21 protein-coding genes are annotated in these 23,963 nt (G+C 49.1%); 6 read left to right on the forward strand and 15 right to left on the reverse strand.

The window, feature by feature from the left end:
• Positions 1-180: 180 nt before the first annotated feature.
• From L2I46_RS26790 to pcoA, 7 genes are all read right to left on the reverse strand, one after another.
• On the reverse strand, positions 181-615 hold the full coding sequence (locus L2I46_RS26790; RefSeq protein WP_016151366.1) for a hypothetical protein: 435 nt from the start codon (positions 613-615) through the stop codon (positions 181-183).
• Between the two features lie 215 nt (positions 616-830).
• Entirely contained in the window at positions 831-2,231 is a 1,401-nt protein-coding gene (pcoS, locus tag L2I46_RS26795; RefSeq protein ID WP_004152084.1) for a copper resistance membrane spanning protein PcoS, read from the reverse strand.
• Entirely contained in the window at positions 2,228-2,908 is a 681-nt protein-coding gene (gene pcoR, locus L2I46_RS26800; protein ID WP_001188930.1) for a copper response regulator transcription factor PcoR, read from the reverse strand. The genes pcoS and pcoR overlap by 4 nt, the downstream gene beginning before the upstream one ends.
• Positions 2,909-2,962: 54 nt before the next feature.
• Entirely contained in the window at positions 2,963-3,841 is an 879-nt protein-coding gene (gene pcoD, locus L2I46_RS26805) for a copper resistance inner membrane protein PcoD (protein WP_080821469.1), read from the reverse strand.
• A 55-nt stretch (positions 3,842-3,896) separates the two neighbouring features.
• On the reverse strand, positions 3,897-4,277 hold the full coding sequence (gene pcoC / locus L2I46_RS26810) for a copper resistance system metallochaperone PcoC (protein ID WP_000025662.1): 381 nt from the start codon (positions 4,275-4,277) through the stop codon (positions 3,897-3,899).
• A 39-nt stretch (positions 4,278-4,316) separates the two neighbouring features.
• Positions 4,317-5,207 carry a copper resistance outer membrane transporter PcoB gene (gene pcoB, locus L2I46_RS26815; RefSeq protein WP_001378118.1) on the reverse strand — a complete coding sequence of 297 codons (891 nt, stop codon included), beginning with the start codon at positions 5,205-5,207 and terminating at the stop codon, positions 4,317-4,319.
• A 5-nt stretch (positions 5,208-5,212) separates the two neighbouring features.
• Entirely contained in the window at positions 5,213-7,030 is a 1,818-nt protein-coding gene (pcoA, locus tag L2I46_RS26820) for a multicopper oxidase PcoA (protein ID WP_000925242.1), read from the reverse strand.
• A 233-nt stretch (positions 7,031-7,263) separates the two neighbouring features.
• Between pcoA and L2I46_RS26825 the strand changes: the two genes are divergently transcribed.
• Both L2I46_RS26825 and L2I46_RS26830 read left to right on the forward strand, forming a co-directional pair.
• On the forward strand, positions 7,264-7,713 hold the full coding sequence (locus L2I46_RS26825) for a copper resistance protein (RefSeq protein WP_001023257.1): 450 nt from the start codon (positions 7,264-7,266) through the stop codon (positions 7,711-7,713).
• Positions 7,714-8,001: 288 nt separating this feature from the next.
• Complete coding sequence (locus L2I46_RS26830) at positions 8,002-8,739, forward strand: peptidoglycan DD-metalloendopeptidase family protein (protein ID WP_000287501.1); 738 nt, start codon at positions 8,002-8,004, stop codon at positions 8,737-8,739.
• A gap of 33 nt (positions 8,740-8,772) precedes the next feature.
• On the opposite strand, the gene L2I46_RS26835 is transcribed toward L2I46_RS26830, so the two are convergent.
• From L2I46_RS26835 to silC, 7 genes are all read right to left on the reverse strand, one after another.
• Positions 8,773-8,970, reverse strand: a complete 198-nt coding sequence (locus L2I46_RS26835) for a DUF2933 domain-containing protein (RefSeq protein ID WP_000843497.1) — start codon at positions 8,968-8,970, stop codon at positions 8,773-8,775.
• 40 nt (positions 8,971-9,010) lie between these two features.
• A complete protein-coding gene (gene silP, locus L2I46_RS26840) occupies positions 9,011-11,458 on the reverse strand; it encodes an Ag(+)-translocating P-type ATPase SilP (RefSeq protein WP_004187133.1) in 2,448 nt (815 codons plus the stop codon).
• Positions 11,459-11,584: 126 nt separating this feature from the next.
• Positions 11,585-12,025, reverse strand: a complete 441-nt coding sequence (locus tag L2I46_RS26845) for a DUF411 domain-containing protein (protein ID WP_000758228.1) — start codon at positions 12,023-12,025, stop codon at positions 11,585-11,587.
• Between the two features lie 86 nt (positions 12,026-12,111).
• The gene (gene silA, locus L2I46_RS26850; protein WP_004098958.1) at positions 12,112-15,258 is read right to left on the reverse strand and encodes a Cu(+)/Ag(+) efflux RND transporter permease subunit SilA; all 3,147 of its coding nucleotides are present in this window, start codon (positions 15,256-15,258) and stop codon (positions 12,112-12,114) included.
• Between the two features lie 10 nt (positions 15,259-15,268).
• The gene (silB, locus tag L2I46_RS26855; RefSeq protein ID WP_004098959.1) at positions 15,269-16,561 is read right to left on the reverse strand and encodes a Cu(+)/Ag(+) efflux RND transporter periplasmic adaptor subunit SilB; all 1,293 of its coding nucleotides are present in this window, start codon (positions 16,559-16,561) and stop codon (positions 15,269-15,271) included.
• Between the two features lie 113 nt (positions 16,562-16,674).
• Positions 16,675-17,028 (reverse strand): cation efflux system protein CusF, encoded by a 354-nt coding sequence (gene cusF / locus L2I46_RS26860; protein ID WP_001246153.1) that lies wholly within the window; start codon positions 17,026-17,028, stop codon positions 16,675-16,677.
• Between the two features lie 28 nt (positions 17,029-17,056).
• On the reverse strand, positions 17,057-18,442 hold the full coding sequence (gene silC / locus L2I46_RS26865) for a Cu(+)/Ag(+) efflux RND transporter outer membrane channel SilC (RefSeq protein WP_000475503.1): 1,386 nt from the start codon (positions 18,440-18,442) through the stop codon (positions 17,057-17,059).
• A 189-nt stretch (positions 18,443-18,631) separates the two neighbouring features.
• Between silC and silR the strand changes: the two genes are divergently transcribed.
• From silR to copM, 4 genes are all read left to right on the forward strand, one after another.
• Positions 18,632-19,312 carry a copper/silver response regulator transcription factor SilR gene (silR, locus tag L2I46_RS26870; protein ID WP_000697969.1) on the forward strand — a complete coding sequence of 227 codons (681 nt, stop codon included), beginning with the start codon at positions 18,632-18,634 and terminating at the stop codon, positions 19,310-19,312.
• Entirely contained in the window at positions 19,305-20,780 is a 1,476-nt protein-coding gene (gene silS / locus L2I46_RS26875) for a copper/silver sensor histidine kinase SilS (RefSeq protein WP_000555737.1), read from the forward strand. The genes silR and silS overlap by 8 nt, the downstream gene beginning before the upstream one ends.
• A gap of 250 nt (positions 20,781-21,030) precedes the next feature.
• Positions 21,031-21,462 carry a silver-binding protein SilE gene (gene silE, locus L2I46_RS26880; protein ID WP_000790483.1) on the forward strand — a complete coding sequence of 144 codons (432 nt, stop codon included), beginning with the start codon at positions 21,031-21,033 and terminating at the stop codon, positions 21,460-21,462.
• 143 nt (positions 21,463-21,605) lie between these two features.
• Positions 21,606-21,956: a CopM family metallochaperone gene (copM, locus tag L2I46_RS26885; protein WP_000694953.1), complete on the forward strand. Its 351-nt coding sequence runs from the start codon at positions 21,606-21,608 to the stop codon at positions 21,954-21,956.
• Between the two features lie 387 nt (positions 21,957-22,343).
• On the opposite strand, the gene L2I46_RS26890 is transcribed toward copM, so the two are convergent.
• Entirely contained in the window at positions 22,344-23,252 is a 909-nt protein-coding gene (locus L2I46_RS26890; RefSeq protein ID WP_001372261.1) for an HNH endonuclease, read from the reverse strand.
• Between the last annotated feature and the right edge of the window lie 711 nt (positions 23,253-23,963).

Raw genomic sequence — 23,963 nt, forward strand, 5'->3', positions numbered from 1 at the left:
GAAAGCGTGCGTATTGCCTGAAAACACAACCCGCTACGGGGGAGACTTACCCGAAATCTGATTTATTCAACAAAGCCCTTCAGAGTTAAAGTTTGATATATGGGAAAAAAACGCTCCCGGACGGGAGCGTAAGCCAGTGACTTCGGCGTCAAATGAGGGTCTGACAAGTGGAGCTGCGGGTTAATTCTGGGTGATCTGGCTGCGATGCTTTTCAGCCTGCTGCTGATGAATAACGGAAGATAGACCATTATTCGCCTTCTCATGCACAACAGCGGCTTTCTCATGCTCGTTCATTTCGGAAAATGGCTTAGCAGTTTCTTGGGTGTTCTCAGGTTTGGATTTCATCATTTTTTTATGCATTTCAGCCATGTCCTGATGGGCAGCAGAATTGCCGTTTTGCATCATTTCATGGGACATTGCGGCCTGATCGTGACCGCTCATATCCATCATTTTCATGCTCTCCCCCTGAACTGCACTTTTTTCAGCGGATGATTGCATCTGATGGGCAGGCGCCTGGGCATTATTTACCTGGTCATGCATGTTCATTGTCTCTGCAGCCCAGGCAGATGAAGCGACAGCCATCATGGCAATAAAGGATACAAGGATCTTTTTCATGGTTGGGTCTCCGGTGTTTTCATACCCGAACAATCAATGCTTATAACAGAGAAAGCATTTGATCTCAGGGCTGGTTGATCATCACGCCAGGAACCGGGCGATTGAATTATCACGCTGTCCTGATTTATGGCTGATTATAAAAAACCGCCTCTGTTTATCGCGTGACTGAACGATGACATTTTTGTCACCTTCCGGGTTTCTCCTGAATAACGGTATTAATCCATTAACAGACGCACACTGAACACAATTTCCCGCCCCTGCTGTTCTGCTGACAGCTCGCCGCCGTGAGCATGAATGATCGACCTTGTAATTGATAATCCCAGCCCCGCGCCTTCCGTGTTGTAGAACCTTGATGAGTCTGCGCGATAGAACCGGTCAAACAAACGTTCCAGATTAGCGGGAACCTGGCCGGACATCGTATTCGTAATCATCACGTTCACACAGTCACTGTCACGCTCAATGTGTATCGCTGTACAGGTGTTATCGGGAGAATACTTGATTGCATTGGAAAGCAGGTTACTGAAAGCACGTCGGAGCATATCGCTGTCTCCGGCAACAACGCCCTCTCCTTCAACCGTGATTGTCTTTCCTGTTTCGTCTGCCAGGGGCTCGAACAACTCACGTAATTCATTCAGTTCGGCTGCCAGATCCACATCATGTTTATCCAGCCGCAGCAGACCATGCTCTGAACGTGCCAGAAAAAGCATGTCACTGGTCATTCGTGACAACCTTTTCAGTTCTTCCAGGTTAGCGAATAAAATTTCGCGGTAATGCGAAACATCCCTTTCCTTAGCCAGTGCAAACTGCGTCTGCATCATCAGATTACTGACTGGTGTGCGCAGCTCATGCGCGATGTCAGACGAGAAATCTGACAGTTTCCGGAATGCCCCCTCCAGGCGATCAAACATATTATTGAACTCCTGCATGGTCTCAGAGATTTCCGGCGGAGCCAGATCGGGATTTAGACGCTGATCCAGGCTGTGTACAGTCATGGAGGAAGCCAGACTGGTCATTTCCCGTAACGGTTTCAGACCAATACGTGTGGTCAGCCAGCCCAGAAAAACAGAAATAAAGACCAGACCGATATTGAACCAGAACAGCCAGGTACTGAGTTTGTCCATAAACAGGGTGTGATACCCAGTATCCGTGGCAACCGTAATGATGACATGTTTGCTTTTACCCTGTTCCGGCGTCACGGCAACCCGCCGCGAGATACTGCGGTACACGGTGTTATTTTCTTCCGTCTGGATCATATAGTCGAGAATATCACCCGACTTATTAAGCAGGACCGCTGGAACAACAGAATTTTTGGCATAGAGTTCAACAATTTTTTCATTTTCCATGTTTTTTATAGAAATGAATAAACCATTGTGCCCTACCATCGCATCGTTTATTTTTTCTGATAATGACTTAATATCCGTTTTGTTCCGGAACGTCTCTGTTTTAAGAAACTCTTCGGTGAGCTGAAGTTTACCTGTCAGAAAATCGCGGTCCTGATTATCGAAATAGCCATTCAGGGTGCTAATCAGGATAAAACTTGATAACCACCATACCGTAAGCATCACCGCAGAAAAAATCAGGCTCAGGCGTGTGGTCAGGGAAATTTTGAACCTCACTCTTCTCTGATCTCCAGGACATATCCGGCACCGCGAACGGTATGGATCAGTTTTGGCTCAAAGTCATCATCAATTTTACTTCTCAGACGTCTCACGGCGACATCAATCACATTCGTATCACTGTCAAAATTCATGTTCCAGACCAGGGACGAGATAAGACTCCTGGGTAACACTTCTCCGGTGCGTTGCAGCAGCAACTCAAGCAGAACGTATTCTTTACCGGTGAGATGGATCTTCTTCCCCGAACGGATCACGGTCCGGCGCACCATATCAACGGTCATATCGGCGATGGTGCAGACTGTTGCGGCCTGCGAGCGTGCCCGGCGCAGTAGGGTTCTTACACGTGCAACCAGCTCCGTAAAATCAAAGGGCTTAATCAGGTAGTCATCTGCGCCAAGCTCCAGTCCTTTCACTTTGTCCCGCACGTTGTCCTTTGCGGTTAAAAACAGGACCGGTTCTTCGTGCCCGGACTCCCTCAGTGCGCTGATGATTTGCCACCCGTCGAGGAAAGGCAGCATCACGTCCAGTATTATCAAATCATACTGTCCCTTCGACGCGGCCCCGAGACCATCGCGGCCATTATTAAAGAGATCGGCCTGATAGCCTTCCTCAACCAGTCCCTGCTGCAGGTAACGACCTGTTTTTTGTTCGTCTTCAACGATTAAAATACGCTGCATGGTCAACTCGCTGATATGAAAGTAAAAATCTCACGCATGAGCTTTGGCTGTCCCCTAGCTGATCTGAGACGGAGCAAGCATTCCAAGCCACGCTACGGCGCCCAGAATGATAATCGCAACAACGAATTCTGTCAGGATGCTGTTTCGCATCAGGGCAACGCTGCGATCATAATTCCCTTCCCTGACCATAACTTCAAGCCGGGGACCCAGGTGAAACCGGTTTGCTGCAGCCAGAAGAAGCATCAGAACAAACAGAGCCGTCTTGGCAAGCAATATCCTCCCCCAGGAACTGTTGAATAAGGGAGTTAAGTTACCCTCAGCAATATACAGATAGTTGACCAGCGCACTCAGGATCAGGGCTACAACAATCACCGTTCCTGCCGTGGCAAATTTTGCCAGGGAGTCAGATATCACAATGACGCTCTGTGCATTATGCTCGTTTCTGCGCATCAGCAGGATAGCAAATGCAACCAGAGCACCTGTCCAGGCACCTGCAGCGCCGAGATGGGTCAGATCGCTCAGTAAATGGAGATAGTAATGCAGACCGTCATGCATAACGGCGTGTCCTCCCCAGGCAAGTGTAGCCAGCGCCACGCCCCCACTCATCGTCATCAGCAGGCAGGACAATACTCTCTTATTAGTGTAAAGGAACAAAGCACCGAGTGTGGTAAACAGGGCACAGAGCCTGACAATCCAGCTAATACCCACATCAGTTTCTTCTATCACCATCTCGATAACATGGATGGATAATTCTCTGAGGTCAGTTACTCCACTCATGGCATTAGATACCAGGAGCATATTAATGCCAGTAAGAATGATGCCTGTAACAACAGCAAAGGTTATAAACGACCTGAAATTAGTCAGGTTATAGGTTTCATGTCTGACACCGCTTATTCCATATATCTGAAAAAATGGCAATCCAAATATTACCATCAAATCCAGATAAAGAAGAAAACGAATAACAATCATAATCAGGTCGTTCATAATATTACTTCACTGTAAAGGTGTAATTACCGGTAATAGGGTGCGTATCTGAAGAAACCGCGCGCCAGTCAACACGATAAGTGCCAGCGGGTAAAGGCTCTCGCGGAATAATGACCATCGATTTAGGGTCAGCGCCTGGCGCCACTTTTGCCGCGACCGGCATCGGAGAATGTGATGACATGCCTTTCATACCCGTCATCGTTAATTTTGCACCTGAGAATTTCACGGTCAGATTTTCCGAGAAATTAAGCTGAATCTTTTCCGGGGCCGCTACGGCTGAATCAGCCTGTGGCACAGAGCTTTTTAATTCCGGATGGGCCATAGCAGAGAAAGCAACGCCCATAACGAGGCCACCTGTAAGAATGGCTTTATTTAAAATCGACATTTTATTTACCTGTTTAGTTGAGTGTTTTATATCAGTGCGTTAAAACCAGATTCTGGCTCCCGCCAGGAATACTACCTGATGGTCTTTCTCACCTTCTCTTTTCGCCATATCGGATGTTTTCCCGTAAAGTTGATTCCAGGAAACGCCTATATAGGGTGCAAACTCACGGCGTATTTCATAGCGCAGCCGGAGCCCCAGCTCTGTGTCAGTCAGTCCCCTGCCGCGACCCCGCGATTCATCATCCTGACTGTAGAAATTCACCTCATAGGATGGCTGGAGTATGAGCCGGTTAGTCAGTAAAACGTCGTATTCTCCTCCCAGACGAAGGGCTGCTTTTCCGCCATTACTGACAAAACCCGTAATTTCAGACTCAAAATTATAGAGTGCCAGCCCCTGAAAACCGACAGCAGCCCAGGTCCGGGCAGAAGCAGGTCTGAAATCCTGCCTGACACCCGCAACCAAATCCCACCATGGGCCAACCGCATGTCCCCAGAGTAACTGCGCTTCAGCCGCCTCCGTTTCCCCATTGCTTCGTTCACCTTCACTCTTTAGCCAAATCCGATCTGTGTCGCCTCCAATCCAGCTGTTAACACTCCAGCTGAAATTGTTGGTGTTATCCGACCGTTGCCATTCCAGTTGATCCAGCAGAACCAGATAATTAATCGCACTGTCGTGAATCGCATGCCCCTGTAAATTGCCGAATGCAGCCTTCCGGTCGGCATCGGTAACAGGCGGAATTGGCGTTCTGCTCTCAGTTACAATGGGCTCCATTGACGTCATCTCAGTGAAATTCTCATCTGCTGGCATCTGCATGGCAGACATGTCGTGCCCGGCGTGGGGATCTGCAGAGACGGAGCCCGCCGCAATAGAAAGCTGTGAGGTAAACAAACCGGCGACCAGAACAGGTATGGCCTTCAAATTTCTCTTCATTCGCATCATTCCTCCACCCGGACTTCACGAAACATTCCCATTTCCATGTGATAGAGCAAATGGCAGTGATACGCCCAGCGGCCAAGCGCATCTGCTGTCACTCTGTAACTGCGTTTTGTACCAGGGGGAACATCTATTGTGTGTTTACGAACCATGAAATTACCGTTTTCATCTTCCAGATCGCTCCACATACCATGCAGGTGAATGGGGTGAGTCATCATGGTATCGTTGATCAGCGTGATCCTGAGCCGCTCACCGTATTTCAGCAGCACCGGTGCGGCATCTGAAAACTTGATTCCGTTAAATGACCAGGCAAACTTTTCCATGTGGCCGGTTAAATGCAGTTCTATGGTACGGCCAGGTTCACGTCCGTCAGGATCCTCAAAGCGGCTTTTCAAATCCGCGTACGTGAGAACCTTTCTTCCGTTATTTCGAAGACCAATACCCGGATCATTTAATTTCGGAGAGACGCTCATCGCCTGCATATCAACCAGTGGGTTATCCGTTTCTGACGCAGGATGACTTTGCATACCCGGCATTCCGGCCATCCGGGAATGATCCATACCGGCCATGCTGCTGTGATCCATGGGCGCGGAGGATGTCCCGCTATCCGGAAGGTCAGCACCGTCCATAGACATCATCTCTCCGCTGTTATCCATGCCTCCCATCTGGCTGTGGTCCATTCCTGCCATATCATGTCCCATTCCCCCCATACCCATATCTTCCATGGTCAACAGAGGACGGGGATCGAGGGGGGGAACGGCAGCACTTAACCCCTCTCTCGTGGCCAGTGTCCCTCGAGCGTAACCGGTCCTGTCCATGGATTGTGCGAAGATGGTATAGGCCTCACCCTGAGGCTCCACAATGACATCATAGGTTTCGGCAACGGCAATCCTGAATTCGTCAACGGTAACCGGGTTTACATACTGGCCATCTGCAGCCACGACCGTCATTTTCAGCCCGGGGATACGGATATCGAAATAGGTCATTGCCGAGCCGTTGATAAACCGTAAGCGTATCTTTTCACCGGGACGGAACAGTCCGGTCCAGTTTTTCAGCGGGGCCTGCCCGTTCATGAGATAGGTGTAGGTGTAGCCACTGACATCCGCGAGGTCAGTCGGATTCATTTTCATTTCAGCCCACATTTTCCGATCGGCAATGGTGGCTGACAGCCCCCTGGTATTCACGTCGCGGAAAAAAGAGCCAACGGTTGGTTTATTGAAATTGTAGTAATCCGACTGTTTTTTTAATTTTTTCAGCAGGCTGTGAGGATTTTCATCGGTCCAGTCAGACAACATGACCACATGCTCACGATCGTAAGCAAACGGTTCTGGCTCCCTGGCATCGATGATAATGGCACCGTATACCCCCTCCTGTTCCTGCAGACCGGAATGGCTGTGGTACCAGTAAGTCCCGTTCTGCTTAACCTTAAAGGTGTAAACGTAGGTATCATCAGGCTCTATGCCCATAAAACTCAGCCCCGGAACACCATCCATATTGGCCGGAAGAATAATGCCGTGCCAGTGAATGGACGTCTGTTCATTAAGACGGTTTTTGACCTTCAGGGTAATGGTGTCACCTTCTTTCCAGCGAAGAACGGGCCCCGGCAGGCCTCCATTGATTGTTTTGGCCTGACGCTCACTGCCCGTGATATTGACGGCCGTTTCACCAATGGTCAGGTCAAACTGAGTACCCTGCAGGGACGCGGCAACTGGCAGGCTCAGACTGGAACGCGCATTGAAACTCCATACGCCAAGACTTCCGGCTACGCCAGAGAGGGTTAACCCCTTCAGGAAAGTTCGTCGAGACGTTTTCAACAGCATGCGCATTCCCTTATTTAAAGTATGGTTACTGACAGAATTCGAGAACCGATTTAAATTAAATTACTGGTTCATCCACTTACAATGAAATGAATCTAGCACACCTTAAGAAACAAATTCATTACAATCGTGTAATGTACGTGGCTGTATTACATTTACGTCATCTTCCCCACAGGTTGATTTTTTTATATATGATCATAAGGACATCTTTTATGTACCTCAGAAGGTAATTACACATGAATATATTAATCACGACCACTGCGTTTACAGCTTTATTTTGTGGGGCAGCTTTTGCTCAGTCCAGTGATATTGCCCATGAAGCACATCGATTTGTTAATAATGCCTCAGCCGTCAGTCATGTGAACTCCTCGACGCATGAAAACTTACCGGACAGGGTTAATAAAAACAACACGCCCTCATTCTCTGAAATGAATGAACATGAAAGGGCCATTGTTGCTCATTCATTTATGAACAACAGCGCGTCCTATGCGCATCAGAAAATGATTGAGGAACATAAAAAAATGCTGTCCGGCAGTGATGCAAATTCAAAGACCTCGTCTTCTTCTTTTAACGAACTGAATGCCGGAGAAAAAGCCGCTCTCGTGCATGAGCAGGTCAATAATGCCGGTGCGGAAGCACATCAGACGCAGGCAAGAAAGCTTCGCGGGCTGTATTCGACCAGGTAACTGCAGGCGGGTTAGTGCTTAGCGTCAGGTGCGCAGCAGGGCTTTACTGACGGGTTACGTAGCAGGACATGAGCCCCATATTGCTCTGCCGTAACCTGTTTCAGTCCCGTTAATCATCACCGTCGGGCTGGTCATACAGTTCCCAGAGCTTCAGGAGCAAACGGGAAACAAGATATGTTACAAAAATGACGACCATCAACGGTGCTCCCGATTAACTGACAGATGACACGCCTCCTGAAAACCCCTAGCATACGCCGCAGTGTTCATGCTAACGGCGAATTCCAGTAAATGTATTCTACCGATGTCGTAAAAGAAAATGCCTACCTTTCAGCCACCCGCTCGGGGCTGGAATCGAACGAGATCGCTACTCTTCAGCGCTCCTTGCCTTCCCGGTTTAATCTGCGGCATTTGAAAAAAAATGAATCATTAAAACTCGTACTGCAAAAGAAAGCGGGAAAATCACGTGTCGTGGCCTATAAATTTACGTCCGGTTCATTTAATTACACGGCGTATCGTATATCAGATAAAAAGTTCTATAACCTTTCCGATACTTCCGGGAAAGGCAGTCTCGATTATCCGTTACCGGCCACAGCAAGACTCAGTTCGCCTTTCAATCCTGCAAGACTTAACCCGGTATCGGGAAAAGTGAGTCCCCATAATGGCATTGATTATTCCATGCCCATGAACACGAAAATAGTCAGCGTCATCGACGGAAAAATCACCCGGGCCGAATACAACAGCACCATGGGATATTTTGTTGAAGTAACAGGAAAAGCCGGTGTTAAAACTCGCTATCTCCACCTCAATAAAATACTCGTTACTAAAGGGGCCAGGGTTACCCGGGGAGGCGCTATTGCGTTATCCGGTAACAGCGGACGTTCATCCGGTCCTCATCTGCATTACGAGCTGGTCATCAATAACAATCCTGTTAACTCACTGGCGTTCCGGGCAGCGGCACCCGCTGATAACAAACTTGAACAGCATGCCTTTGCGCATGCCAGAGACTACGAACGATACCTGGACTGATAACGGGGCCGCGACGCGGCCCCGTCTGCCGGATTAATTTTTTTTATCGTTTTCACTTCCTTGATGTTGATGATCTCCATGCCCTCCGTGGCCGTGGAAAAGATGCATTAGCGGGCAGACCAGCAATAACAGATATGGCCAGTAACCTGCCACATGTGACCAGTGTTCGCGCAGGAGGGCAAATGCCGCGATCGCGGCGACAGCAATAAGCGCATAGGTGGTACTTTTCATACTGGACTCCTTCTGTTCGTAACAGCCCCTTCACTCAGTGTTATTTCCCGAGCCTGACACTTTTCAGACGCAACGCATTCACAATGACGCTGACGGAGGAAAGAGCCATGGCCGCCGCCGCAATAACTGGCGACAGCAGTATTCCATACACAGGATAAAGCAGGCCTGCAGCCACAGGCACGCCAAGTGCGTTGTAGATAAATGCAAAAAACAGATTCTGTCGGATATTTTTCATGGTGATTTCTGACAGATGACGGGCCCTGTTCAGTATCATCAAGTCGCCTTTGAGAAGGGTGACTCCGGCACTTTCAATTGCCACATCTGTACCCGTTCCCATGGCTATTCCCACGTCAGCCGCTGCCAGCGCCGGGGCATCATTCACACCGTCTCCGGCCATCGCAACCACATGGCCAGACGCTTTCAGTCGGGTTATCACTGCTTTTTTGCCATCCGGCAGAATCCCGGCTTCAACCTCATCTATTCCCAGTTTCCGTGCGACTGCTTCAGCAGTAAGCTGGTTATCCCCGGTGAGCATAACAATGCGGATCCCCGCCTGACGCAAAGCTTTAAGCGCATCCGGCGTGGTTGCTTTCACGGGATCCGAGATAGCTATCAGGCCTGCAAGGTTCCCGTCTGTGGCCACATAGATAACGGTAGCGCCTTCCATCCGCAACGTATCCGCAACGGCCTTTTGATTATCAATAACGATACTGTTTTCCTGCATAGCCAGTTCATTACCAATAACAACCCGTTGACCTTCGACATCGCCTGAGACACCTTTCCCCGACGGGGCATTGAAATTACTGACGGCAGGTATCACGATCCCCTTTTCATGCGCGGCTCTGACAACAGCCATACCCAACGGATGCTGCGAACCTTTTTCCACTGCAGCTGTTACACGTAAAAGAGATATTTCCCCACCCGGACTGAGACTGATAATCCCTGTCACCGTAGGCGAACCTTCCGTGAGCGTGCCTGTTTTGTCGACAACCAGCGTGTCCACTTTTTCAAGACGCTCAAGGGCTTCGGCATTCTTGATTAACACCCCGGCCTGGGCGCCTTTGCCCACCCCCACCATTATCGACATCGGCGTGGCCAGTCCCAGCGCGCAGGGACAGGCAATAATCAGGACCGACACAGCCGCAATGAGACCGTGCGCCATCCTGGGCTCGGGCCCCCAGACAGACCAGATCAAGAAAGCAACAACCGCGATAAGTATCACCAGAGGAACAAACCAGCCTGAAACGCTGTCTGCCATTCTCTGGATGGGGGCACGCGAACGCTGTGCATCAGCGACCATCTGAACAATTCGTGAGAGCATCGTTTCATCACCGACTTTCTCTGCACGGATGATAAGACTACCTGTCTGATTAATCGTCCCCCCAATGACAGGGTCACCCTTCGTTTTGGTAACCGGCATAGACTCCCCGGTCACCATCGATTCATCAACGGTTGTTTTGCCTTCGATCACGATACCGTCGACCGGAATACTCTCTCCAGGTCTGATGCGGAGCTTATCGCCAGGCAGGACATCTTCCGCATTAATATCCGTTTCATGACCGTCATGATCCAGCCGTCTGGCGGTTTTGGGGGCAAGGTTCAGAAGCGCAGTAATGGCGCCTGAGGTTTGTTCCCGTGCCCGCAGCTCAAGAACCTGTCCCAGCAGAACAAGCACCGTAATAACTGCTGCGGCTTCAAAATAAACGGCCACCAGGCCATCCATGTTTCTGAACGATGCAGGAAACCAGGAGGGGAAGACGGTTGCAATGACGCTGTAAACCCAGGCTACGCCGGTCCCCATTGCAACAAGGGTAAACATATTCAGGGAGCGGTTACGTAACGACATTCCGGCCCGGGCGAAGAATGGCCAGCCACACCACAACACGACAGGGGAGGCCAGAAGCAACTGCAGCCATGTGTTGTACTGTGGCGGTACTGTATTCCTCAAGTCGGGAAACAGATGAGATCCCATTTCGAGTACCAGAACCGGAAACGCCAGCAACAACCCCAGCCAGAAGCGTCTTGTCATGTCGTGAAGTTCATCACTCGGCCCCGTGGATGCCGTAGCTACGAGCGGCTCCAGTGCCATTCCACAGACAGGACAGCTTCCGGGACCACTGCGGCGTATCTCCGGGTGCATCGGACATGTCCACACACCTTCAGAATTCTCTTTTTCCGCCTGGTTGTGAGGCTGTTTTATCTGATCAGGGCTGACTTCGTGATGATCGTGGTGATGGTGATGGGAATGTTCACTGGCATCTTCGGTAAGATAACGATCGGGATGGGCTTTAAATTTACTCTCACAGCTGGCGGAGCAGAAATAAAGTTGGTGGTCCTGGTATCGAATGCTGCTGTGCGCCCTGTCGGGCAGGATGGCCATCCCGCACACGGGATCTCTCACCTTATGCAATACGTGGCCCTCGTCCGGGGATAATGTCTGCTCAGAAGCAGTCTGGTTGTTGTGTTGCACTGCATTGTCATTTTTCACAGTAACTCTCCTTATGCATACCGAAGCATCTTCTGTCTTCAGGGTATGTCATGGATGCGATTACCACGAATATCGCCGGCACAGGAGTGCCTGCTACCGGCGTCCCGTTATCAGCCGTTCCGCTGACTATTCGATTCGCTGGAAGACTTTTTTACTTCCATCCGGTGAGAATGCGATAACATCGTAAGCCTCTTTTCGGGCTCCCATCTCCATTCCAGGACTTCCTGCTGGCATACCGGGGGTGGCGAGACCGTATATACCCGAACCAGACTGCATTGCCTTATGTATCGTTGTCGCAGGCACATGGCCTTCAATGATCAAATTACCGGCAACCGCGGTATGACAACTTCGTAGTCCTGCAGGAATAGCATGCTTTTCTTTCAGGGCTGACAGCGCCTGATCATTCATGACGTGAGTTCGTACTTCAAACCCGTCTTTTTCCATCGCTTTGCCCCACAGGGAACAACAGCCACAGTTTTCAGATTTGTACATATCAATGACTTTTTCACTCGCCATCGCGGGTAGTGAAAGGCCGAGAGCCAGCGCCATTAGAACCACTTTTTTCATACTCACCTCTGTATATTATCGATATAAACCCTGACGTCAGGGTGAATCAGTAAAGAAGGACACCCACAGGGGGTGCCCTTTCAGGTTCAGGACACGCTTTTTTTATGTCTGCGCAGCCAGATTAATTTGTAGGCGGCAGGAATAATGAACAGGGACAGCAGCGGAGCCGTGATCATCCCACCAATCATGGGTGCCGCGATACGGCTCATGACTTCTGAACCTGCACCGGTTCCCCAGAGTATTGGCAGCAGACCCGCAATGATCACCGCCACGGTCATGGCTTTCGGCCGGACACGCAGTACGGCACCATGATAGAGGGCTTCATCAAGGCCTTCCGGTGTGAACGTCTCTTTACGGGACAATTCCGGGTGCGCTTCAATGGCATGACGCAGATACATCAGCATGACCACGCCAAACTCTGCTGCCACCCCGGCCAGGGCGATAAACCCGGTTCCGGTCGCCACTGACATATGGAAGCCCTGCCAGTACAGGAACCATATCCCGCCAACCAGGGCAAACGGCAGGCTCATCAGAATAAGTAAGGCCTCATCAGCCCGGCGGAATGCCAGATATAACAGGATGAAGATGATCATCACCGTCATCGGTACCATCAGTTTTAATTTCTTATTGGCGTGCTCGAGTAATTCAAACTGTCCTGAGAATGCCACACTGGTCCCCGGTCTCAGTTTCACTTTCTCACTGATGGCCGTCTTAATATCGTTCACCACCGACACCATGTCCCTGCCGCGGGCATCAACATAAATCCAGCTGGCTGGCCGGGCATTTTCGGTTTTCAGCATGGTTGGTCCGGAAACGACCTTAATATCGGCAACATCGCCCAGCGTAATTTGCTGCTTCATTGGGGTCAGGATTGGCATCTCTCTCAACGCCTGCGGACTGTTACGGTAATCCTGCGGATAGCGAATGTTAATAGGGTACCGGGCCACGCCTTCAACCGTCTCACCCACCATAGCCCCACCGATTGCTGAAGAGACGAACAGCTGGACGTCGCCCACAGTCATCCCGTACCGGGAAGCTTTCTCCCGGTTGATATCGATATCGATGTAGCGCCCGCCCTCAAGTCGCTCAGCCAGGACAGACACCACGCCAGGCACGGTTTTGGCTACCGCCTCGATACTCTGCGCCGTCGCGTCGATATCGGACAGAACAGTCCCGGACACTTTGATACCTATCGGGCTTTTGATCCCGGTTGAGAGCATATCAATACGGTTACGGATAGGCGGCACCCAGAGGTTTGCCAGACCCGGTAAACGGACTGTCCTGTCGAGTTCATCAATAATCTTGTCAATTGTCATGCCGGGACGCCACTGATCCTCAGGTTTGAGCTGGATCGTGGTTTCCACCATTTCGAGCGGCGCGGAATCCGTTGCGGTCTCTGCTTTACCGGTCTTGCCAAATACAGAAGCCACTTCAGGAACGCTTTTGATTAACTTGTCTGTTGTCTGCAGGAGCGCTGCAGCTTCTGCCGGAGAGACGCCAGGCAAGGTCGACGGCATATACAGCAGATCGCCCTCGTTAATCTTCGGCAGAAATTCACCGCCCACCTGACTCAGTGGCCAGATAACCGTGAAAATGGACAAGGCCGCAACCAGCAGGGTTGTTTTTGGCCAGTGGAGGACCCGCAGCAGCAAAGGATGATACGCTTTGATCAGCACCCGGTTCAGGGGGTTACTTGTCTCGGCAGGAATTTTCCCCCGGATCCAGAATCCCATCAGAATAGGAATGACGATGATGGCCAGTGCGGCCGCTCCCGCCATGGAGTACGTTTTCGTGAATGCCAGCGGGCCAAACAGACGACCTTCCTGCCCTTCCAGGGTAAAGATAGGAATAAAGGACAGGGTGATGATCAGCAGGCTAATGAACAACGCGGGTCCCACTTCCACGGAGGCGTCGGTAATCACCTTCCAGCGGGTGGCGTTGTCAATCTGCTCACCCGGATGCTGATGATCCCACTCCTCAAGCCGTTTGTGCGCATTTTCAATCATCACAATGGCGGCATCCACCATCGCACCGACGGCAATCGCTATCCCTCCCAGCGACATGATATTGGCGTTCAGTCCCTGGAAGTGCATGACGATAAAGGCGATACACAGGCCAAGTGGCAGAGAAATAATCGCCACCAGGGCAGAACGGACATGCCAGAGGAACAGTGCGCAAACGACAGCAACAACGATAAACTCTTCAAGAAGCTTGTAACTGAGGTTATCAATCGCCCGGTCGATTAACTGGCTGCGATCGTAGGTGGTCACGATTTCAACGCCTTCCGGCAGGCTGGCCTTCAGCGTCTCCAGTTTATCCCTCACTGCCGTGATAACGTCGCGCGCATTTTTACCCGACCGCAGGATCACCACGCCGCCAGCGACTTCTCCCTGGCCGTTCAGCTCGGCAATACCACGCCTCATTTCGGGCCCGGTCTGCACGCGGGCAACATCCCGCAGATAAACCGGCACGCCGTTCTCACCTGTTTTCAGGACGATGTTATTAAAATCATCAATGCTCTGAAGATAACCGCTGGCACGGACCATATACTCCGCTTCGGCCATTTCAACGGATGAGCCACCGGCCTCCTGGTTAGACGATTCAAGTGCCTGTTTCACTTCGGGCAGGCTGATACCGTACTGGGACAGTTTTACCGGATTGACCTGAATCTGGTACTGTTTCACCACGCCGCCAACCGAAGCGACCTCAGCCACGTTCGGGATGGTTTTCAGCTCAAATTTCAGGAACCAGTCCTGCAGAGAGCGCAGTTCTGAAAGGTCGTGTTTTCCGTTGCGATCGACAAGGGCATATTCAAAAATCCAGCCCACACCCGTGGCATCAGGACCGATTTCAGAGCTCACACCGGCAGGCAGTTTTCCCTGAACCTGATTCAGATATTCCAGCACGCGGGAACGGGCCCAGTACAGATCGGTGCCGTCTTCAAAAATGACATACACATACGAATCCCCGAACTGTGAAAAACCACGCACGGTTTTTGCGCCAGGTACGGACAGCATGGTGGTGGTAAGTGGATAGGTGACCTGGTTTTCTACAATCTGCGGGGCCTGGCCGGGATAGCTGGTTTTGATAATGACCTGCACATCTGACAGGTCAGGCAAGGCATCGACCGGCGTGTTAATAATCGTCCATGTACCCCAGATGCTGAGAAACAGTGCGCCCATCATGACCAGGAAACGGTTGGCGACAGAGCGCCGGATAATCCATTCAATCATCGTCGTCTCCTCAGTGCCCTGAATGCATATTTACAGGCTGGTCAGACATTGCTGGCATACTGCTTTCTGTTTTTTCAGGGTGGCGCATACGTTCCAGCGCGCCCGTAATATTGGCTTCGGAGTCAATGAGGAACAGGCCACTGACCACCACGGTATCGCCTTCATTCAGGCCGGAACCGATGCCGGACTGTTGCTGTGATTCATGCAGAACGTGGATCTGTTTCGGCACAAACTTGCCTTCATCATCAACAGTAATCACGCGCTGTTCTTTGCCGGTATCGATAACGGCCTGGCTTGGTATCAGCAGCATCTCCTGGCTCTTGGTATTCAGTTTCAGATAGGCATTCATGCCCGGCTTGAGAAACTCATCCTTATTAGAAACCTGGAGACGGACCTGAAGCGTACGGGTTGTCTGATCCACGCTGGGAAGAATGTTCCATTTTTCGACATGGAATGTTTTATCCGGATAAGCCGGTACCGAAATTTCAAACTGCGACGTATCTTTCAGCAGATATGCGATAGATTCTGGCACTGCAGCGCTGATCCAGACCGGGTCCATCCCCTGAATCTGAGCCACTACTTTATCTTTCGAAATATTCATTCCGGTGCGCAGGTCAAACGCAGTAATGACACCATCAATAGGTGCTTTAATGGTAAAACGGGTCTGGATTGTGCGGGTTGAACGCAGCCTTTGAATATCCTCTTCCGGCATACCAGCCAGACGAAGTCGCTCCAGAACCCCTTTTATCTGGGTTGACGTACCGCCTGTACCGGATAACAGCAGGAACTCACTTTGTGCCTCAACCCATTCAGGAATGGTGATATCGATAAGCGGAGTGCCTTTCTTCACATGATCGCCAATCGTCAGGGGATACACTTTTTCGACGAAACCGTCAGAGCGCGCCTGCACAATGACAAACTGATACTCGTTGTAACTGACATTAGCCGGGATTGTCTGAGAATAATTCAGCATTCCTCGCGTGACTTTTTGCGTTTTTAATCCCAGATTCTGAACCTGCGTTGGATCGATACGGATCCCGCCACTGCTTTTATCGCCGCTTTCATCAGCATATTTTGGCACCAGGTCCATATCCATAAAGGGAGATTTTCCGGGTTTATCAAATTTGGTATCCGGTTTCATCGGGTCATACCAGAAAAGTACCTTTCGCTCCGGTGCCTTTTGTTCGGTTTGTACTGTTTTTTGTGATGAGTTTACATACTGCCAGGCAGTAACCGATATCAGCCCCCCTGCTATGAGGCTGCTGATAATTATTGCAGCATATTTTATCTTTAAAGAAGCCATACAATTTCTCGCTGAAAAATCAAAACACCTGGCATATGCGCCCGATCATTCATTCACAGTAATCCCTTAATGAATGTTCAGGCGCACTGGATGTATTCGCTCCGGACTGATAATCAGGATTGCGTAACGTTAATGCTTTTGAGTAAGGAGATATTGCCCTGCTGAATAAACGAGAAATCGACATGGTTGCCGGTTTTCAGGGCATTGATAGCGTCGTCTGCATTAACAAAAGTGAAGCGCATGGTCATTGCAGGCCAGCCCACCGCAGGGATTGCTTCGTGCGAAATGGTAATCTTTTTACTATTCATATCAATGTCTTTAACGACACCGGTGCCCTTGATAACCTGCTGTACCGAAGCATCACTGGCAGCATTCATATCGCCATGCTGATGTGTTTCAGCATGAAGACCGGCAGAAAACATGACAGAGAAGGCACCAAATAAAACGGCTTTAAGTGAATTACGCATTTTTAATTTCCTGATTAATTAAATAAATTTACTCTACCCAACCGCCACCCAGCGCGGTAAACAGATTAATTTCGTTAACCTGTCGGGAATAGGTAAGATCGAGAATGGTTTGCTGCGTAGCGAAGAGGGAACGTTCTGCATCCAGCACTTCGATGTAACTGACAGCACCACTTGCATATAATCCTCTGGCACGCTGGAGAGTTATCTGAAGTGAATCAAGATAACGCTGCTGTGACTCAAGTTGCTGGCTAAGGCTGTCGCGCAGCGCAAGCGTGTCGGAAACATCCTTAAAGGCTGACTGAATTTTTTGTTCGTAATTAACCACCGATTGTTGCTGGCGAATTTCAGCCAGCTTCAGATTGGCTTTATTCCTGCCAGCATTAAAAATAGGAATTTCAATTTTAGGGATAAAATTCCACATTCCACTTCCTGACGTAAACAGGCTTGACAGCTCCGTACTGCTTGCGGAAAGACCACTGGTCAGGGTAATGGAGGGGAAAAAGGCCGCTCGCGCTGCGCCAATATTGGCATCAGCCGCTTTCAGCTGATATTCCGCTTCCATAATATCCGGTCGCTGCAGCAAAATTTGTGAAGATAGATTTGGTGGCAATTTTACTGGTGCGATCTCCCCGCCTTTCATCCCTTTTTCTGACGGAAGTGCGCGGTACGTTCCCAGCACCAGTTGCAGGGCATTGTTTGCCTGAGCCAGATCGCCTTCTCGTTTGGCTATTTCGGCGCGGGTACTTTCGATTTGTCCTCTCGCCTGTTCAAGTGCCAGAACGTTCGTACTCCCGGTCACGAGCTGTTGCTCAACGAAAGCATAGGACTGTTCATAATTTTTCAGCGTTTCCCGCGCAATACGGAGTTGTTCGTACGCCAGTTGCTGGCTGAAATAGCTCTGTGAAACGTTGGAGACCAGCAGGATGTGTACGGCCCGACGGGCTTCTTCGCTGGCAAAGTAGTTCTGGCGGTCAGCATCACTCATGTTCTTAAGTTTGCCGAAAAAATCGAGCTCATAGCTGAGCTCCAGTCTCGCGTCGTACTCCTGTGTGGTCGGCTTGTCACCTTTCAGACCACCGCTGTATGTTATCCCGGATGAGGCATTCAGCTGGGGATAACGATCTGCATCCGTGACGTTGAACTGGGCTCGGGCCTCTTCAACCTTCAGGGCAGCCATTCTCAAATCACGGTTATTAGTCAGAGCTTCACCGATCAACCGGGTAACCTGGGGATCGACAAAAAAGTTACGCCAGCCCGTATCCTGATAGCCATTTACCGCTGGCGTCAGGCTGTTATGGGACAGTGAAAACTGCTGGGGTACCGGTGCTGCGGGCCGCTGATATTCAGGCGCAAGCGACACGCAGCCTGCCAGGATGAATATCGTGCTAATGCTGAGTAATTTTAATTTGAACATAACGCTTCTCGTCCAGGCAGACCTGGTAAATGGTTCAAATGAAGTCCAGAGTATTGATAGGGGTACTTTACCTAACGCTCTCTGTTTGCCGGGTGACAGGATAATGACAATGTTGTCATTTTTGCTGTAATCCGTTGATAACGATCGTGGGCGCAATAGAATGACATTAGCAGCCAGCCGGGGAGCAAGATGAAAATATTGATCGTCGAAGACGAAATTAAAACAGGTGAATATCTCAGCAAAGGGCTTACAGAGGCAGGGTTCGTAGTGGATCACGCTGATAATGGTCTTACCGGATATCATCTCGCCATGACAGCCGAGTATGATTTAGTCATTCTGGATATCATGCTACCTGATGTGAACGGCTGGGATATCATCCGCATGCTGCGCACTGCCGGAAAGGGTATGCCGGTCTTACTGCTGACAGCCCTCGGCACGATCGAACATAGGGTCAAAGGACTGGAACTGGGTGCGGACGATTATCTGGTTAAACCCTTTGCGTTTGCCGAACTGCTCGCCCGGGTGAGAACCCTTCTGAGGCGGGGAAACACGATGATCACGGAAAGCCAGTTTAAGGTGGCTGACCTCTCGATTGATCTCGTATCCAGAAAAGTCAGTCGCGCCGGAAACCGCATTGTGCTCACCAGTAAAGAGTTCAGCCTGCTGGAATTCTTCATTCGCCATCAGGGAGAGGTTCTTCCCCGCTCCCTGATTGCCTCTCAGGTCTGGGACATGAATTTTGACAGCGACACTAATGCGATCGATGTCGCAGTAAAGCGACTCCGCGCTAAAATAGACAACGATTACGGGACAAAGCTGATCCAGACAGTCCGGGGCGTGGGCTACATGCTGGAGGTCCCGGATGCATAGCAAACCTTCCAGACGCCCTTTCTCACTCGCTCTGCGGCTGACCTTTTTTATCAGCCTGTCCACGATACTGGCTTTTATCGCCTTCACCTGGTTTATGCTGCATTCTGTTGAAAATCATTTTGCCGAGCAGGATGTCAGCGATCTTCAACAAATCAGCACCACACTGAACCGTATACTGCAGTCCCCGGTGGATCCGGATGATAAAAAAATAAGCAAAATAAAGGAATCAATTGCCAGCTACCGCAACGTTGCCCTTTTGCTCCTCAATCCCAGGGGTGAAGTGCTCTTTAGCTCAGCTCAGGGGGCGGCACTACGCCCGGCAGTGAATTCAGCAGATTTTAGCGAGCACAGCCGCGCACGGGATGTCTTTCTCTGGACGGTGGAGGATCCTGCGGGACCGATGGATACCGGGTCCGAAATGAAGATGGAAACATACAGGATTATCGCCTCCTCTGGTCAGGCGATATTTCAGGGCAAACAGCAGAACTATGTCATGCTGACTGGCCTATCCATTAATTTCCATCTCCATTACCTCGATGCGCTGAAAAAGAACCTGATTGCGATTGCCGTCGTGATAAGCCTGTTGATTGTTCTGATCATTCGAATCGCTGTCCGTCAGGGGCACCTGCCCCTTCGTAATGTCAGCAATGCCATTAAAAACATCACCTCCGAGAATCTTGATGCGCGACTGGAACCGACACGCGTTCCCATTGAGCTGGAGCAACTGGTTATCTCGTTCAATCATATGATTGGAAAAATTGAGGATGTCTTTACCCGCCAGGCCAATTTCTCTGCCGATATCGCGCATGAGATCAGAACGCCCATCACCAATCTGGTGACGCAGACTGAAATCGCACTGAGTCAGGATCGAACACAGAGGGAACTTGAGGATGTCCTCTATTCCAGTCTTGAAGAGTATAACCGGATGACCAAAATGGTCAGCGATATGCTGTTCCTGGCACAGGCAGATAATAATCAGCTGATACCTGACAGGGTCATGTTTGACCTCAGAGCGGAAGTCATGAAAGTCTTCGAGTTTTTCGAAGCCTGGGCCGAAGAACGCAATATCACGCTCAAATTTAACGGGATGCCCTGCCTGGTTGAGGGAGATCCACAAATGTTCAGAAGGGCGATCAATAATCTGTTATCCAATGCCCTGCGTTATACCCCGGAGGGACAGGCAATCACCGTCTCAATAAGAGAGCAGGAGAGCTTTTTTGACCTTGTGATTGAAAATCCGGGGAAACCGATCCCTGAAGAACATTTATCAAGGCTGTTTGACCGTTTTTATCGGGTGGATCCATCCAGACAACGAAAAGGAGAAGGCAGCGGCATCGGCCTTGCGATTGTGAAGTCAATCGTGGAAGCACATCACGGAAGAGTGCAGGTGGAATCAGACGTACGCTCCACGCGTTTTATCTTATCCGTGCCCAGACTGGAGAAAATGATCCCGGAAACCCAATGCTGAAAATAAAGATGTAAATGACAAAGATGTCATTAGCCTGTCATGCAGCAAACAGAAGCCATTCAATATAATTAGTGCAACTTATCAGGAAGGCTGGATTGCTTCATCAATACCCGGCGTCAGAGTACGCCAGGAAATGAATATCCAGCCCTCTTCCGGAGAAATAAACGCTGCCGAACTTGTTTCAGTTATGGAACTGAAAACACCGGTTGTACTTCCCCGGACATCACTAATTCAGAAATGGAGAGTTATCATGAAAAATATCGTATTAGCATCTTTGCTGGGCTTTGGTTTAATTTCATCGGCCTGGGCCACTGAAACCGTGAATATCCATGATCGCGTCAACAATGCACAGGCTCCTGCTCACCAGATGCAGTCTGCTGCGGCTCCTGTCGGGATCCAGGGGACTGCTCCTCGTATGACCGGTATGGACCAGCATGAACAGGCCATTATTGCTCATGAGACCATGACGAACGGCTCGGCGGATGCGCACCAGAAAATGGTGGAAAGTCATCAGAAGATGATGGGAAATAACACGGTATCCACGACCGTCCCGTCAACGTCTTACGCGGCGATGAATGAGCATGAAAGAGCAGCGGTTGCCCATGAATTCATGAATAACGGGCAATCCGGCCCACATCAGGCCATGGCCGAAGCGCACCGCCGCATGATCAATGCAGGCTGAATGCGACGGTAGTATCCGTGCTGTTACCTTTTCCCTGATAGATTTTCCTGAAACAACGTTGCTACATTTTTGCCCCCCGTCAGGGGGCTTTTTTGTCTGACTCAGCTACACTTAACCGGTACCTGTCTGAAAGGAATTATTATATGAAAATCAAAAACACCCTTTTTGTAATATTAATGTTATCCCTGCCAGCCATTTCTGCTGAACATTCGGAAATGAAAATGTCAGATATGCACTCATCGGCATCATCACAGGAATATATGGCTGGCATGAAAAATATGCATGAAAAAATGATGGCCGCCGTTAATGAATCCAATCCCGATAAGGCCTTTGCAAAAGGTATGATCGCACACCATGAAGGGGCAATCGCAATGGCTGAGACCGAGCTCAAATACGGAAAAGATCCCGAAATGAGAAAGCTTGCGCAGGACATCATTAAAGCTCAAAAAGGTGAAATTGAGCAGATGAATAAATGGCTTGACAGTCATAAATAATGAACATTGGAGTGTTGTCTTGCGCACCCTCTTAGGGTACCCCCGGACACGAAAATATATAGCACTTAACTAATTAAAAACCCGAACAATTTCGGGTTTTTAATGTAACTTTCTTTTCTGAACGGAAATAATAGTCATACAATTTAATTTTCTTGTAATTACCCCTACTTTTAATCAGGTACTGGACGATGGATAACGACTCCCGCCTGAGAGGGAAAATCCGTCTGGTTACCTGGCGCTATACTTAACCGATTGATCGACATGCCATGCTGGTAAAATATTAAAACCCTCCCCCATAAATCTGAACCACATGACAGGATTGATAGTCAGGCAGTATTTCACATTCATTGCTAAAAAAATAAAAATAAGCATGCATCTTCTCGAAGATTAATTACCTTCCATCTTGTAAAAAAGAATCAAATCCTCTAATAATATCTCGATTCCCGCTTTTTTTAATACATCTTTCCGCTCGGCATATATTTTCCTCAACATATCTTCAAACCCCTTGCCAAGATGAATTTGTTTATGGCAGTTGCAACATAGTGATATGATATTCTCTTCCACATCCAGTGAATTCTCAAAATAGTCTTGCTTTGACATCGGGACAATGTGATGAGGTTCTGTGTAATTTAGAGGAGAGTTTCGCCTTCTGAACGTTGGATGGTCGCAATTAATTTCACATTTATAATCAGCTTTGTTAAGCGCATTTTTTGAAACAGATTTACTTCTTGGGTATGAGAGTCCATTTTTGACTTCTATTGCAGCTTTCTTAGGTTTCGCTTTTTCGCTATACTCAAATGTCTGAGTAACGTCAAAGTGATTACTTTCTTCTAGAGCAGTGATCAAATCATTATCTGAGTAAAAATCAATGCTTGAGCTTTCGTTCGTACTAAAAAAATCTAGTTCTTTTATTGCCTGAACAAGTTCTTCACGGATAGTCCATAAATTTCGCTTTGGGTTTCCTTTAATTTCTCTACTTTTCATGACTGTAATGAATTTTGTCCCGGAAGCAATCTTTCCGACTCCTTTAACCTCGAATCGGCCAAGCTGCTTCTGAACTCTTCCACCCAACCCATTGATTACACCATTAGCACTCATACTGTGCAGGTCGTACTTCTTGCCGATATCGAAACATGTACAGGAATGGTCTGGCTCAATGAACCATTTTTTTAACGCTGCAATACTTTTGTCATCAAAAACTTTTTTATCCCTTAATAAAATCTTCCATTCTTCAACGCTAATATCTATATCACAGACGTATTCACCATCAATTACTTCACATATTTTTTCAATCATGTCCATAACTCTCTTGTAACACAGGATTTGTAATAATGTAAAATCCGTTACACGGCGTTGTATGTAAAGTCATTGTCTCTTGGACTCCTACAGTCCAAAACAACTTTGTGTTTTGTTGTCCAAAAACTTTTTGTTGCCGTGAGTTCTCACTGAGATAAATCTCGCCTTGAGCGTATCACATCAGCAGACTTCCTCTCAACCTTATGGACTTAACCCGGTCATTCTTCACGACAAAGAAAGTACGGCATTTTACATGACGAAGAGACGGTCTCAGCTTCACATGACCGGATAACGTTTTTAATGTACTTCATTATTACGGCACGGGTGCTCAACGAGTATTTTTAAATATTAATCATTTTGTTTAACGGGTGGATACCTACAAATTTTAACATTTACTAATCAAGATAGCAGTTATACGTACTTTCCCGGCAAAAATCCTGAGGTTTACAGATTCCCTCACCGTAACAGACCCGGTCATTCCCCTGGTCCTCCGGAGAGTCTGGTACGAGTGATAAACGTGAATTCCTGTACCTGAAGTTCAGCCGCTGGCAGATAAGTCGTGAACTATAATTACACTCAGTCAGATCCAAACACCTTTTCATCTGCATATATACTTTGTACATACCAGGAGATTACGGCTTTGTTGAATAAATCAGATTTCGGGTAAGTCTCCCCCGTAGCGGGTTGTGTTTTCAGGCAATACGCACGCTT

The organism is Klebsiella sp. 2019SCSN059 (assembly GCF_021739525.1).
In the GTDB taxonomy this organism is placed as follows: Bacteria; Pseudomonadota; Gammaproteobacteria; order Enterobacterales; family Enterobacteriaceae; genus Klebsiella; species Klebsiella quasipneumoniae.

Coding starts and splice junctions, on each gene's coding strand:
- L2I46_RS26890 (WP_001372261.1), bottom strand. CDS start 23,252: ATGATTGAAAAAATATGTGAAGTAATTGATGGTGAATACGTCTGTGAT.
- silR (WP_000697969.1), top strand. CDS start 18,632: ATGAAAATATTGATCGTCGAAGACGAAATTAAAACAGGTGAATATCTC.
- silB (WP_004098959.1), bottom strand. CDS start 16,561: ATGGCTTCTTTAAAGATAAAATATGCTGCAATAATTATCAGCAGCCTC.
- pcoD (WP_080821469.1), bottom strand. CDS start 3,841: ATGGTAATATTTGGATTGCCATTTTTTCAGATATATGGAATAAGCGGT.
- L2I46_RS26790 (WP_016151366.1), bottom strand. CDS start 615: ATGAAAAAGATCCTTGTATCCTTTATTGCCATGATGGCTGTCGCTTCA.
- silA (WP_004098958.1), bottom strand. CDS start 15,258: ATGATTGAATGGATTATCCGGCGCTCTGTCGCCAACCGTTTCCTGGTC.
- silS (WP_000555737.1), top strand. CDS start 19,305: ATGCATAGCAAACCTTCCAGACGCCCTTTCTCACTCGCTCTGCGGCTG.
- copM (WP_000694953.1), top strand. CDS start 21,606: ATGAAAATCAAAAACACCCTTTTTGTAATATTAATGTTATCCCTGCCA.
- L2I46_RS26835 (WP_000843497.1), bottom strand. CDS start 8,970: ATGAAAAGTACCACCTATGCGCTTATTGCTGTCGCCGCGATCGCGGCA.
- L2I46_RS26825 (WP_001023257.1), top strand. CDS start 7,264: ATGAATATATTAATCACGACCACTGCGTTTACAGCTTTATTTTGTGGG.
- pcoC (WP_000025662.1), bottom strand. CDS start 4,277: ATGTCGATTTTAAATAAAGCCATTCTTACAGGTGGCCTCGTTATGGGC.
- pcoR (WP_001188930.1), bottom strand. CDS start 2,908: ATGCAGCGTATTTTAATCGTTGAAGACGAACAAAAAACAGGTCGTTAC.
- L2I46_RS26830 (WP_000287501.1), top strand. CDS start 8,002: ATGTATTCTACCGATGTCGTAAAAGAAAATGCCTACCTTTCAGCCACC.
- cusF (WP_001246153.1), bottom strand. CDS start 17,028: ATGCGTAATTCACTTAAAGCCGTTTTATTTGGTGCCTTCTCTGTCATG.
- silE (WP_000790483.1), top strand. CDS start 21,031: ATGAAAAATATCGTATTAGCATCTTTGCTGGGCTTTGGTTTAATTTCA.
- pcoB (WP_001378118.1), bottom strand. CDS start 5,207: ATGAAGAGAAATTTGAAGGCCATACCTGTTCTGGTCGCCGGTTTGTTT.
- L2I46_RS26845 (WP_000758228.1), bottom strand. CDS start 12,025: ATGAAAAAAGTGGTTCTAATGGCGCTGGCTCTCGGCCTTTCACTACCC.
- pcoA (WP_000925242.1), bottom strand. CDS start 7,030: ATGCTGTTGAAAACGTCTCGACGAACTTTCCTGAAGGGGTTAACCCTC.
- silC (WP_000475503.1), bottom strand. CDS start 18,442: ATGTTCAAATTAAAATTACTCAGCATTAGCACGATATTCATCCTGGCA.